9 protein-coding genes are annotated in these 12,543 nt (G+C 67.6%); 4 read left to right on the top strand and 5 right to left on the bottom strand.

Going from position 1 to position 12,543, the window contains the following annotated elements; genetic code table 11:
* The first annotated feature begins 34 nt into the window (after positions 1–34).
* Both ACOGXE_RS11370 and ACOGXE_RS11365 read left to right on the top strand, forming a co-directional pair.
* Positions 35–952 (top strand): LLM class F420-dependent oxidoreductase, encoded by a 918-nt coding sequence (locus tag ACOGXE_RS11370; protein WP_419931028.1) that lies wholly within the window; start codon positions 35–37, stop codon positions 950–952.
* A gap of 51 nt (positions 953–1,003) precedes the next feature.
* Positions 1,004–2,986: an ABC-F family ATP-binding cassette domain-containing protein gene (locus ACOGXE_RS11365; protein ID WP_419931027.1), complete on the top strand. Its 1,983-nt coding sequence runs from the start codon at positions 1,004–1,006 to the stop codon at positions 2,984–2,986.
* Between the two features lie 59 nt (positions 2,987–3,045).
* Here ACOGXE_RS11365 and ACOGXE_RS11360 read toward each other — a convergent pair whose 3' ends face one another.
* Positions 3,046–3,867, bottom strand: a complete 822-nt coding sequence (locus ACOGXE_RS11360; protein ID WP_419931026.1) for a metallophosphoesterase family protein — start codon at positions 3,865–3,867, stop codon at positions 3,046–3,048.
* An 85-nt stretch (positions 3,868–3,952) separates the two neighbouring features.
* Here ACOGXE_RS11360 and surE point away from each other — a divergent pair, with 85 nt between their 5' ends.
* The gene (surE, locus tag ACOGXE_RS11355) at positions 3,953–4,768 is read left to right on the top strand and encodes a 5'/3'-nucleotidase SurE (protein ID WP_419931025.1); all 816 of its coding nucleotides are present in this window, start codon (positions 3,953–3,955) and stop codon (positions 4,766–4,768) included.
* 20 nt (positions 4,769–4,788) lie between these two features.
* Here the strand turns inward: surE and ACOGXE_RS11350 are convergent, their stop codons facing one another.
* Positions 4,789–6,087 carry an MFS transporter gene (locus tag ACOGXE_RS11350; protein ID WP_419931024.1) on the bottom strand — a complete coding sequence of 433 codons (1,299 nt, stop codon included), beginning with the start codon at positions 6,085–6,087 and terminating at the stop codon, positions 4,789–4,791.
* Between the two features lie 108 nt (positions 6,088–6,195).
* Here ACOGXE_RS11350 and ACOGXE_RS11345 point away from each other — a divergent pair, with 108 nt between their 5' ends.
* Complete coding sequence (locus ACOGXE_RS11345; RefSeq protein ID WP_419931023.1) at positions 6,196–6,918, top strand: SDR family NAD(P)-dependent oxidoreductase; 723 nt, start codon at positions 6,196–6,198, stop codon at positions 6,916–6,918.
* On the opposite strand, the gene ACOGXE_RS11340 is transcribed toward ACOGXE_RS11345, so the two are convergent.
* The 3 genes from ACOGXE_RS11340 to ACOGXE_RS11330 all read right to left on the bottom strand — a co-directional run bounded on the left by ACOGXE_RS11340 (position 6,915) and on the right by ACOGXE_RS11330 (position 12,541).
* Positions 6,915–7,862: a sterol desaturase family protein gene (locus tag ACOGXE_RS11340; RefSeq protein ID WP_419931022.1), complete on the bottom strand. Its 948-nt coding sequence runs from the start codon at positions 7,860–7,862 to the stop codon at positions 6,915–6,917. The genes ACOGXE_RS11345 and ACOGXE_RS11340 overlap by 4 nt on opposite strands.
* A 76-nt stretch (positions 7,863–7,938) precedes the next feature.
* Positions 7,939–9,090, bottom strand: a complete 1,152-nt coding sequence (locus ACOGXE_RS11335; RefSeq protein ID WP_419931021.1) for an ABC transporter ATP-binding protein — start codon at positions 9,088–9,090, stop codon at positions 7,939–7,941.
* Between the two features lie 28 nt (positions 9,091–9,118).
* Positions 9,119–12,541, bottom strand: coding sequence for a hypothetical protein (locus ACOGXE_RS11330; RefSeq protein ID WP_419931020.1), 3,423 nt, complete (start codon positions 12,539–12,541; stop codon positions 9,119–9,121).
* Positions 12,542–12,543: the final 2 nt, after the last annotated feature.

The following is a 12,543-nucleotide window of genomic DNA, read 5'->3' as shown; positions in this document are numbered from 1 at the left end:
GCAGGCAGGCGTGCACGGCATAGCGTGTCGCCCCATGGAATGGGGAGTCACTCTGCCGCACTTGGGCCGCGTCGGTACTCGCGACGGGCTCACATCGTTCGCCTCGGAAGTCGACCGGCTCGGCTTCGCCTCGGGCTGGGCATCCGATCATGTCTGCTGGCCCGCCGAGCTGGTGTCGAAGTACCCGTACTCCGACGACGGCTCGTTCCCGGCACCACCGAAGACGGGCTGGCTCGACCCCATCGGCACACTGCTGTTCGTCGCGGCGGTCACCGAGAACCTGCGGCTGGGCTTCAGCGTGCTGATTTTGCCGTACCGGCCGCCGGTGGAGACGGCGAAGCGTCTGGCGACCATCGACGTGCTGTCGAACGGCCGGCTCATTCTGGGCGTGGGCGTGGGCTGGATGCGCGAGGAAGCCGAAGTGCTGGGCATGCCGTGGGATCGCCGTGGCAAACGCTCAGACGAGCAGCTGGAGGTGTTCCGCACGCTGTTCGCCGAGGACGATCCGAGCTTCGACGGCGAGTTTTATTCGTTCCCCGCTGTCGGCTTCGAACCCAAGCCCGTGCAGGATCCGGTGCCGGTGTGGGTCGGCGGCAACACCGCCGCTGCCTACCGGCGCGTGGCACGCCATGGGCATGGCTTCCATGCAGCGTTCGAGACCCTCGACGACGTCGCTGCAGGCTGGAGCCAGGTGGGTGACGCGTGCGATGCGGTGGGCCGCGACCGCAGCGAGATCACGCTGTCGCTGCGCTACTACCTCGATCCTGCGTCGGCGATGAAGCCAGCAGTGTCGGTCGCAGGCAGCACCGAGCAGATGATCGACATGGTCGGCCAAGTCGCAGAAACTGGAGTGACGCACTTCGTGCTCGACCCGGTGGCGCGAGGCGGTATCGAGGGCCGCCTGGATGCGCTGCGGGCCTTCATGGCCGACGTCGCGCCTCACTTCTCGTAGCTCGGGACGTCCACGCGCGTCCCGCCGTCGGCCCACGGGCAGACTCTCGCCGTGCTGTGGGGTTCGGGGCTGGGCAAGTCGTACCCGCCGCGGCGGCTGTTTGCCGGCGTGGACGTACAGCTCGCGGCCGGTCGACGCATCGCCTTGGTGGGCGGCAACGGCGTCGGCAAGACGACCCTGCTGGAGATCCTGACCGGCATCAACGAGCCCGACGAGGGCGAGGTCCACCGCCAGAGCGGGCTGACACTCGGCTACCTGCCCCAAGAACTCGACGAGATCACCGAGGGCACCGTGCTCGACGCGACGATGGCCGGAACGGGCGACGTCACCGCGATGACGGCTGAACTTCGATCGCTGGAAGCGCGCCTGGCCGATGTCGACGCGCCGGATCACGACGAGGTGCTCGCGCGCTACGGCGAGCTCGAGGCCCACTTTCGCCAGATCGGCGGCTACGGCTTCGAAGCAGAGGCTCACCGGGTGCTCGCCGGCCTGGGCTTTGCAGCCGACGATGCGCAGCGCCCGGTAGCGCAGCTCTCGGGTGGCTGGCGGATGCGGGTGGCGCTCGCCCAACTGCTGCTGGCGAAGCCCGACGTGCTGCTCGCTGATGAGCCCACGAATCATCTCGACGTGGACTCGGTGGCGTGGTTGGAGGATCAACTCGCCGCCTGGGAGGGCGGGCTGCTGTTTGTGAGTCATGACCGTGACTTCATTGACGCCGTCGCCAACCGTGTGATCGAGATGGACGGCACGACCGCATACGAGCACGTCGGCGGCTTCGCCGAGTTCGTCGTGGCCCGCGAGGAGCGGATTGCGGCCGCTGAGGCAGCTGCGGCGCAACAGGCTCGCCGGCGCGCTCACACCGAGCGATTCATCGAGCGGTTCCGTTACAAGGCCACGAAGGCTCGGCAGGTGCAGAGCCGGATCAAGGCACTGGCGAAGCTCGAACCAGTCGAGGTCCCGACCCGCAAGGAGCTGGCGGCCCGCTTCGGTTTCGGCACGCCGCGGCGCTCGTCGCGGGTGGTCGTCGAGATGATCGGCGCTTCGGTGGGCTATGCCGACGGCGACGCGCCGGTGCTCGAAGAAGTGGACCTCGTCATCGAACGCGGCACCAAGGTGGGGGTCGTCGGTCCGAATGGCGCAGGCAAGACGACACTGCTGCGGGTGCTGCAGGGCGAATTGGGCGTCCTCGGCGGCGAACTGCACCGCGGCCGCAACGTGGACATGGCCACGTTCGCTCAGCACCTCGCCGAGGTCATGGATCCTCGACGGTCAGTCGTGGAGGAGTTCACCGCCTCGGTGGGCGATCAGCCCGGACGGAATGTCCGCACGATGCTCGGCGGGTTCGGGTTTCCGGGCGACGCGGCGGACCGCAAGGTGGCGGATCTCTCCGGCGGCGAGCGCACCCGACTGGCGCTCGGCATCACGATGGCGAACCCGGTGAACCTGCTCGTGCTCGACGAGCCGACGAATCATCTCGATCTGCCGAGCTGCGATCTGCTGGAGGATGCGCTGTCGGTGTACCCGGGCACGGTGCTGCTCGTCACTCATGACCGCCACCTCATCCGCAGCGTCGCCGACTCGCTGATCGTGGTGCGCGACGGCACCGCCACCCTGCACCCTGGCGTCGACGAAGATCTGCTGCGGCCGCCGGGGCTGAGCACAAGGCGGACCGCTGGCGGCAGCACCGGCGGCCGGACCGGCGGGGATCAGGCCGAAGGCGCACCTGAAGCACTGACATCCCGGTCGGCCGCGGCCGAGCGCCGCCGTGCAGGAGCCAGCAGGCGTCAGGCGGCCCACGATGCGACTGCGGACCTGCGCAAGGAGCTGGCCGCGGCCGAGCGAGCCTGGGAATCCGCCGAGCACCGTGTCGCCGAGCTGCAGGCGCTGCTCGGCGAGCCGGCTACCTATGACGACCCCGAGCGTGCGCGCCAGGTCGCCGAGGACTACGGCACTGCCAAGTCCGAGGCCATGCGACACATGAGCGAGTGCGAGTCACTCCAGCGACGCATCGACCGCACCGCGGCGGAGCTGTAGTCACCGGAGTTCGTGAGCGGCTCTCGGCGCGCGCTCAGCGCCGCTCGGGGCGCGCCGGTTCAGGGTCGTTGCGCGCAACCATCGAGAGGAGGGGCGACGGCCACATGGTCAACGGCCACGGCACCAGCGCTGCCGTCGGCGTGCTGCGAGAACGTGACCAAGCAGGCCGTCTCGTTCGACGGCGTGCCCATGGGAGCACCCGGATACCAAGCGAGGACATCGCCGACCGAGACATCGGTGGTGACATGCCAGTGGCCGAGCGCCACATAGTCGGCCCCCGTGGCCTCGATCTCTTCGGCGGTGATCGGCGATGACCGGTGCGCGTCGTCAGCGTTGCGCTGGAAGTGCCCGTGCCCTGCAGCGATGAACCAGCCATCGTCAGGGCGCGCCGGCACGCCTGCAAGGGGCCGGTACTCGGAGTGGTGGGCGTCCATCGCCCGACCCCACAGCGTCAGGTCGTGCTCGCCGAAGTGCAACACCGCGCCCTCGGGGTCGTCAAGAAAGATCACCCCGGCACCGGTGACTTCGAGCCGGTGCTCATGATCCGCATGTGTCCCCCACAGCGACTGCTCGTCATGGACGTCGTGGTTGCCGGGGATGATGACCACTGACGCATCGACGCGACCGAGCAGCTCCATCGTGTGTGCGACGTCGGAACGCTTCAGCCGGGCGTGGTCGAACAGATCTCCCGCGATCAGCAGGACATCGGCTGCATGTGCCACGGCAGTCGCGGCGATGGCATGGATCGGGCACTGGCACACGTCGCGGTGGCTGCCATGCGGCCCGCGCACGTGCCCGATGTGCACGTCAGAGGTGTGCAGGACGCGCAACTGGCGCCCGGTGCCGGCCTCAGTCGCCGACGGCTCGGTCAGCTCCCTCACAGCGAGACAGCTTGCCACGGAGGCGACACATCCCGTTTGGCAGCTATACGTCGATACGTCACCGGCGGGCGGTACCTTCGACACGGTGCGGATCCTGGTGACCAACGATGACGGAATCTCCTCCGAGGGATTGCACGTGCTGGCGAGCGCAATGACTGCGCACGGCGATGTCGTCGTGGTCGCACCCGATTCCGAGTACTCGGGCGCCGGCGCCGCGATCGGTCCGCTGCATCTGATGGACCCTCAGGTGCACAAAGTGCGCTTCGACGGCGTCGCCGATGCTTGGGCGGTCTCAGGGGCGCCGGCACTGTGCGTGATGTTCGCCCGGCTGGGTGCCTTCGGTCCGGTGGACCTGGTCGTGTCAGGGATCAACCCGGGCGCCAACGTCGGCCGTTCCGTGTACCACTCCGGCACCGTCGGCGCGGTGCTGACGGGCCGCAACGGCAATATCCCGGGCTTGGCGGTGAGTCAGACCGTTGAGGGATTCGGGGTTGAGGGCCAAGGCTGGGAAGACGCCATCGCAGACCAGAAGTGGCATGCGGCGGCCGAGGTTGCCAGCGTTGTGCTCAGCGGGCTGCTCGCGGATGAACACGAATCGGCGTGGGCAGTCAACCTCAATGTGCCGAATCGTGAGGTCGCCGACATGAAAGGCTGGCGGTTCACCGAAGTGGGCACCCTGCCGCCGCGTTCGATCACGTCGGTGAGCCTGGAGCCGCATCCCGACAACGCAGACGCGTTCCGAGTCGCCATGGAGTGGGGCGACGCAGTCGACATGCCAGCCGAAGTCGACACCGGCGCCGTCATGGGCGATTTCGTCTCGGTGTCGTTCCTGTCGCGTCTCACTGCCCTGCCGGCGGCGGCTGACTCAAAGCTCGCCGCCTGCCTCGACGGCCTGTTCTGAACATCCAGCCGAGCGGCTGATCAGGCCGTGAAGCGCCGGGTCACCCGGAAGTTCCGCACCAGCATCACGACGGCCGCGATGCCGAGCGCTACGGCTACCCACGCTCCCCAGGTCGCGAGATCGGCATAGGAGCGGTGCTCTACCGCCAGGCCTGAGCTCACGCCGGCGGCCGCGCCGAGTGCCGTCATCAGCACGTCGGCGGTGGCTTGCACGCTGACGCGGCGCTCCAGCGGAAACGACGCCGTCAGCAGCGCACTGGCGGACACCACGCAGCAGCTCCAGCCGATGCCGATGAGGAACAGCCCCAACAGCAGCCCCGTCGCGTGAGAGGCATCGGTGTTTGCGGCCAGTGCAGCGCCGACGGTGAGCACGAGCGCACCCGCAACGATGATGACCTGACCGCCGACACGGTCCACCAGCCAGCCCACATACGGCGAGAACGCAAACATGCCGGCGATGTGCAGCGAGAGCATGACGCCGATGATCAGCGGGTTCTGGCCGCCCTGGGACATGTGGATCGGCGACACGGTCATGACGCCGATCATCACCGCCTGCGACAGCATCATTCCGATCAGCGCAATGGACGCCACGGGATGGGCCAGGATGCGGCCGGCCTCGGCCAAGCTCGGCAGCTTGACGCTTGTCGAGCCTGCGTCTGCAGCCACGACGTGCAACGGATCTGGGCGCAGACGGCGCCAGATGTTGACTGCTGCGAGACCGAAGAGACCCAGCGTCATGGCGTACGGCAGTGCGAAGCCGCTCAACCCCTCGGTGTCGGCGAAGAGGCTCTTGAGGCCGAGCGCGACGGTGGGCCCCAGCACCGAGCCGACCGTGCTGGCCCACAGCACGAGGCTGATGGAGCGGGCCCGGTTCTCGTCGGTCGCGAGGTCAGCACCGGCGTAGCGCGCGGCCAGATTGGCGGCTTGGCCGGTGCCGATCAGCACCATGCCGGCCACCAGCATCGAGTAGCGGCCGGTGAACGCCGACAGCAGCGCCAGCGTGCCGCCGATGGCGCCGGTGGAGTAGCCGGCGGCGAGTCCGGCGCGGCGGCCGTGCCGGGCCATCAGCGCGGCGAGCGGGATGCCCGCGAGCGTGCCGCCGATGCTGAGGCACACGGCGGCCAGCGAGGCCTTCGTCTCACTGCCCGTCATCTGGTCGGCGAGCAGGGTGGCCGCGGCGAACGACGCCGTCATGGCCAGCCCGCCGGGGATCACCCCGAGCTGCAGCACCCGGATGGTGCGGCGTGCCAGCTCGTCGCGTTCGGGCGAGCCGGGGAGGTATGCAGCCCCGTCGCTGCCCCCCGACAAACTCTGCACCATCGACCTAGCCTCCGGATCGGCCGGCCGGTGTCACGGCGAGGCCGATTGCGAACGCTACTGCGGGTCACCGAAGCGCGTCGGGATGAACTGGCAGGAGAGGAGTGCGAGATGCGAGACATCACCGGTTGCGTGGCGATGATCAGCGGTGCGAATCGCGGCATCGGCGAAGCCATCGCCGCGGCACTGCACGCGGACGGCTGGGCGCTGGCGCTGGCTGCACGCGATCTCGCTTCGCTCGAAGCCTCGGTATCCCGGTACCGCAGAGATCAAGGACCGGCCGTGACGCTGCACCGCTACGACGCCATCGAGGACGGCGCCGCCGAGCGATGGGCTGCAGAGACGATGTCGGCGCACAGCCGGATCGACTGCCTCGTGAACAACGCGGGCGTCGCACATCCCGATGCCCTCGAAGAGCTGACTGAGGACACGTTGGACGAGATGTGGGAGGTCAACGCGAAGGGGCCGTTCCGCATGATCCGTGCCACGCTCGACCACCTGCGCAGCAGCGGAGAGGGCCGCATCGTGAACGTGATCTCGATGTCGGGCAAGCGAGTGCGCGGCACGTTCGCACCGGGGTACGCCATGAGCAAGCACGCCGCGATGGCGCTGCACCACTCAGTGCGTCACCTGACGTTTCCCGATGGGATTCGCTGCACGGCCGTGTGCCCGGGCTATGTGCAGACCGACATGACCTCGGGCTTCGGCGTGGACCCGTCGATCATGATCCAAGCCGACGACTTGGCCCAGGCCCTCGCGGCCATCCTGCGGCTGCCCAACACCGCATCGGTCGCCGAGCTGCTCGTCACCACCGAGCCTGAGACGATCGCCTAGCGGGCTGCCTGAGGGCGGCGGTTGATCTTCAAGATGGCTTCGTCGCTGCCGTCGTGGAACGTGCCGAGCCACTTGTCGAGCGGCACGATCGCCGTTCCGTAGTTGCAGTCGAAGTACCGGTGGTGGAGTGTGTGGAAGCGGTCGCCGCCGGCCACGGTGCGACCGCCGGCCACGACGAAGCGGTCGAATCCGGAGTGCGACGCTGCCGGTGACAGCAGGAAGTACGTGGCGGTCAGCGTGATCACGTAGGGGTTCGCCGGGATCAGCAGGAACATGAGCGGCGCCGAGAGGTACAGCACGTGCTCGAGCGGGTGCATCGACACGCCCGACCACGGGCCGATGTTCACGTTGCGGTGGTGAAGCGAATGAGCCCAGCGGTACAGGTGCTTGGTGTGGAGCAGCCGGTGGTTGGCGTAGAAGTGCACCGAGCCCAGCGGGAAGATCAGCAGCGTCAGCGCCGCGGTGTAGCCCAGTGCCAGCAGGCTTCCGCTTGCCGGAACGGTCCAGATGAGATCGTTGGCGTACAGCCACAGCATCAGCGACTCGTACAGCGCCGCGACGGAGCAGGCGCTGGCCAGCGACCAGAAGACGTTGTCACGCGTCTGGTTGCGGAACAGGAACGGGCGGCGACCCACCGACAGCCATCGCTCGTCGTACTTGTGCTGGGTGTCCTGGCTGCGCCGGATGAACAGCCACCAGTGCAGACCGCCTGCCACCGCGATCATCAGCGCCACGTTGCGCAGGTACACCAGTGCGACGGCCCACGCCGCTGGTGTCGCAAAGTTCTCGAGCGACGGCGTGAGCCAGTTCCACGCCGCCACGCCCACCGCGATCCACAGACCGCCCTGCCACCACAGGAGCTTGGTGACCGTCCAGCGCGCCATGGCCAGCGGTCGAGGCGGCCGGTCGTACAGCGGCGGGAGCGTCACCTCCCCGATCCCCACGACGCGAAGTGTACGACTGCCTCCCGCCGGGTCCAGCGCTGCAGCGTGATGAGCAGCGCGGAGGCTGTTTTGCGGCTCAGTCCCAGATTGCTTCGTGGCTGTCGAGGTCGAAGAAGTGGAGGTTCTCGACGGTGACTGCGATCTCGACGGGCCCCCCGGCGCGGCAGGCACTGCGAGGGTCGAAGCGTGCCACGGCGTCAGCATCAGACACATCGTCAGCAGCGTCAGGATTGCCTGGATCCACACGGGCGGCGTCGAGCGCGAAGTGAATCACGATCTCGCTGCCGAGCGACTCGGTGAGCTCGACGGTTGAAGAGATCGTCGCGCCGTCGGCCGTGCCGGCAGCCAAGGACGCGTCCTCGAGGTCCTCGGGGCGGATGCCGACGACGATCTTGCGGCCCTCGTAGCTCGCCAGCGCAGGGCGCTGATCGAACGTGGCCTCGGGGAGCGTCAGGGACTCGTCTCCCAGCTGCAGCTCCCGGCCCTTGAGCGTGGCTTCGTACAGGTTCATCGACGGCGAGCCGATGAAGGCAGCCACGAAGACGTTGTCGGGGCGGTCGTAGAGATGCTGCGGTGTGTCGACCTGCTGGAGACAGCCGTCCTTGAGCACGGCCACCCGGTCGCCCATTGTCATGGCCTCGACCTGGTCGTGGGTCACGTAGATGGTGGTCACTCCCAGCTGGCGCTGGAGCCGTGAGATGTCGGCTCGCATCTGCACACGTAGCTTCGCGTCGAGGTTGGACAGCGGCTCGTCCATGAGGAATGCCGCCGGCTCGCGCACGATGGCACGTCCCATCGCGACGCGTTGACGCTGGCCGCCCGAGAGCTGCGAGGGCCTGCTCGCGAGCTGATCGGTGAGCTCGAGCATCTGGGCTGCCTCAGCGACGCGTGCAGCGACCTCGGCCTTGGGGACTTTGGCCAGCTTGAGCGCGAAGCCGATGTTCTCGGCCACCGTCATGTGGGGGTACAGGGCGTAGTTCTGGAACACCATCGCGATGTCCCGGTTCTTGGGCTCGACGTCATTGACGACGCGCTCGCCGATCCGCAGTTCGCCGTTCGTTATCTCCTCGAGACCCGCAACCATCCGCAGGGCGGTGGATTTTCCGCAGCCGGACGGACCGACGAGCACGACGAACTCGCCGTCTGCGACTTCCAAGGCGAGCTCGTGGATCGCCTGAAAGCCGTTCGGATAAACCTTGTCAATCTGGTCGATGGTGATCGATGCCACGGTGCTGACTCCTCGTCGGCGTGGGTGATCAGGGGATGCGGGTGGGTGAGGCGGCAGCTCGCGACTCCGCAGACCGATGCGGCCACAGCTCGACGCTGGCCTCAATGCTGGCGATCGCTGCCGAACGGCTGAACAACAACTCGCTCGTGTCGGCATCGAGCTCGTCGCCAGCCACCACCGAAGCACCTTCGCCCGCCGTCACCACCAGCGACGGGCGGCCCTCAGCCAGCCGATAGATCACTGGCACGCCGCAGTAGGTGAACCCCAACGTGCCGGCGCCGAGCTGCCCGTCGGGCCCAAGCGGCGTCCACGGTGTCGAAGCTTGCAGGAATTCGTCGGGATCGAGCAGCAACGGACGGAAGCGCACCCGCCCATTGCGCACTTGCACCCCGAGCTCCCCCCAACGAAGCAGGATCCCGTCCTTGGCGGCGCCAGTCATCCCAGGCTGCTGTGCACCCGCACCCGCAGGCGTGTGCGAGTACGGCTCGAGCGGGAAAGCGCCGTGCTCACTGGCCGACTTCAGGAAGCCGAGACCGGCCCGGATTCGGCGGTAGTGGTCGATGAGCCGGTCGATGAGGTCGCCGTCGGCGCCGCTGTCGACTGCGACGGTGATCTGACGCTGGGTTGCGACCAGCAATTTCATGACCATGTGCCAGTAGATCGAGCCGAGGCCCTCGTAGCGGTACATCGTCTGCGCACGTCCGATGAACGACTGGTGGCCGAACACTGCTTCGTATGCCGAGGCGATCTCCGCGCGCTCTGCTGCGCTGATGCGTGACGCCGACTGCAGCTCGTCGAGCGCACCGCCGAGCTCCCGGCTGCTGGTCAGCCAGCTCGCGAACCGGATGCTGCCCTCCGCGTCTTGCTCGAGCAGCTCGGTGCGGCCGTTGAGCACACCCCGCAGCTCGGGTGTGATCCGCTCCGGCGGCACACGATTGCGCTCCATGAAACCCGGTCGCGTGTCACCGGGATGGAGCAGAAACGATCGCCGGTCGGTCTGATACAGGTCGCTGGCAAACAGCGAGTCGAGAATGCCGGCAGCCGCCGCGGGGCTCGTCGTGTCCGATCCCATCACGGCTACCTGCCCTTCGAGCATGAGCGGCAGCGACTCCACACGGGCAACCCCGGAATCGAAGGTCACCAGGCGGTATGCGTCGACGAGGTCGTCGGGCCGGCGAGCAGCCTCGGTGACCGCGTCGAGGTGGGGGTGCACTGCGGACACCAGACGGCGCAGGCGAGCCAACGGGGTGGGCAGCGGCGGCTCGGGCAGTTGGTCGTAGATGCGGGCGCGGAATTCCTCGAACGCCGTGCCCAGCCGATTCGAGAACGATCGGCGACTGCTGTCGTCGAGCTGTTCGGGATCGGCGAGATCGGCGTGCTCCTCGCAGATTCGCAGTATCTCCTCGAGCCATATGGCTACCGACGGGCTCAGAGGAACAGTCTCGGCGTCGCAGTCGGCGAACAGGCTGTCTATGAAGGCGAGGTAGTCGCTCAGGTGAAAGACGGTGACCACTGACAGGCCGATGCCCGCGAGCGCGTTGTTCGCGTCGTTCCACTCGGGCCGTTGCGCGTTCAGCCAGATGCCGCCGCCGGGCACCAGGCTGGAGATCTTCGCCAATGCCGGCAGCAGCAGCTTCTCCGCGAGCGATACGTGATGCACACGTCCGCCTTCGTCGAGCACGAGCTTGCCGTCGGCGCCGAGCCGCCGGGTCCGTTCGTCAATCTGGGCTTGGGCATCCGCGTCGAAGCGCAGCGTGCGTTTGGGGTCCGCGACCATGGCCCGGTACGGGAGCATGCGGTACGGGACGTTCGCCGACGCGTAGCCGACCCACCCGAGCAGCGATTCGAGCAGACCGGGTACGTGGCGGCGAGCGAGCTCCAGCAGGCGGTGCAGGTAGACGATCTGGTGATCGCCCCAGTAGCCGAAGTTCGACCAGTAGCCCTCGTCGGGCATCTCCCAGTCGACGCCGTCGCTGGTGATCCGGTACGGGTTGTGGCCGTCGCAGGTCGAGGCATTCAGGAACTTGGCCACGACTGCATGGGCCAGCATGGGAAAGCTGGTGACCAACGCCTCCCAGTTCTGGAAGATGTCACGCCAATTGCCCTCGTAGGCGAAGTTGGACGACTCGCCGTCAGCACCGATGCGGAATTCGTTCCATGGCCTGCTCGGATCGCCGTGGCGGCGGCTGAACGACAGCGGCAGGTACTCGTCCACCAGCCGAAACAGATCCGTGTCGTCGACGACGGCCCGATGCAGCTCGCCCAGGCCGACTGTCGTATCCCCTCCAGCGGTCTTGGCCGCGAACCGTTGCGCCGCATCGGTGTTCCGTGCGGTCACGAACTTGCCGACGTCGGCGACCTCGACGCGGTAGTCGTCGAGCGGCACTCCCCCGCGCATGCAGTTGTAGAGAACGTTCGAGTAGTGGTTGATGTCGACGCGGCGATCTGCGGTGCGCTGCAGCCCGTCGGCGGAGGCCACGAGCCGCACGAGTTCGCCTCGCATTCGATCGACCGAGGCCCCGAGTTCCGGCCGAGGATCGGGTGTCTCCCCCAGCCAGCGGCGGAGCTGTGCGACATCGGCATGGGATCGGGAGGTATCGGCGACCGTGACCCATTCCAGAGGTGTGCCGGGCTCGAGCCGCGCAGCTCCGGCGAGCAGGAACGACCCCTTGCGGCCGGTCACCAGGTGCTCGGGCTCGAGCGCGTGGCCTGAGCGGAACAGTCTCACCTGCCGATCGGAAAGGACGACTTGGGCGCCGCCGAGTCCGCGTGACCACACCACCGCGGCGTGCAGCGACTCAGCCGGGTCGGGACGGTCGCTGATCAGCGCCTCGAGCGTGAAGAGTGCGAGTTCCGTTTCGCCGTCGTACTCACTGCGACGGTAGGCATCCACCAGCGTGCTCGACTGCTGCTGCACCGCCAGCTCGACGCCTGAGGGAAGCACGTCGATCAGCCCGTCGAGCACTTCCACATCGATGGCGGCGCGGTCTGGCGAGCGGGTGAGCTCGCAGCTGCGCACGAAGCCGTACTCCGGCGTAGCGGACCATGTGTAGCTGAAGGTGAGTCCGAGATCGTCGTGCTGCTCGGTGAAGCGGAGCTGGTCTCCTTCCACGGTCTTGGCGATGGTGCGACGCACCGAACCCATCGGCGCGTGCGGTGCGAACGGCTCCCAGAGATGACCAGCACCTCGTATCAGGGTGAGGGGACCCGTCCGGCCGCCGCTGCGATGCAGCCGGTCATCGGTCTCATAGGGAAACAGCGCCAGATCTGCGCTGTAGCGGCCTGCGGTCAGCGCTCCGCTCGATGACACGAACAGCCACAGGTCGCCGAGCGTGACCACGTTGATGAGAAACGGCTCAGCGTGGTCGTAGTCGGTGATCCGGTACCACTCGCGCCCGTCTTCGGTGCAGATCTCGCCGGAGGGCTCGACGATGGCGGGTGCATGAGTCATTC

It is taken from the genome of Candidatus Poriferisodalis sp., assembly GCF_965208555.1.
In the GTDB taxonomy this organism is placed as follows: Bacteria; Actinomycetota; Acidimicrobiia; order Acidimicrobiales; family Poriferisodalaceae; genus Poriferisodalis.
This window is presented reverse-complemented; position numbering and strand designations above follow the sequence as displayed.

Excerpts from the sequence above, each read along its gene's own strand:
- ACOGXE_RS11345 (WP_419931023.1), top strand. The coding sequence starts at position 6,196 with ATGCGAGACATCACCGGTTGCGTGGCGATGATCAGCGGTGCGAATCGC.
- ACOGXE_RS11350 (WP_419931024.1), bottom strand. The coding sequence starts at position 6,087 with ATGGTGCAGAGTTTGTCGGGGGGCAGCGACGGGGCTGCATACCTCCCC.
- ACOGXE_RS11330 (WP_419931020.1), bottom strand. The coding sequence starts at position 12,541 with ATGACTCATGCACCCGCCATCGTCGAGCCCTCCGGCGAGATCTGCACC.
- ACOGXE_RS11370 (WP_419931028.1), top strand. The coding sequence starts at position 35 with ATGGAATGGGGAGTCACTCTGCCGCACTTGGGCCGCGTCGGTACTCGC.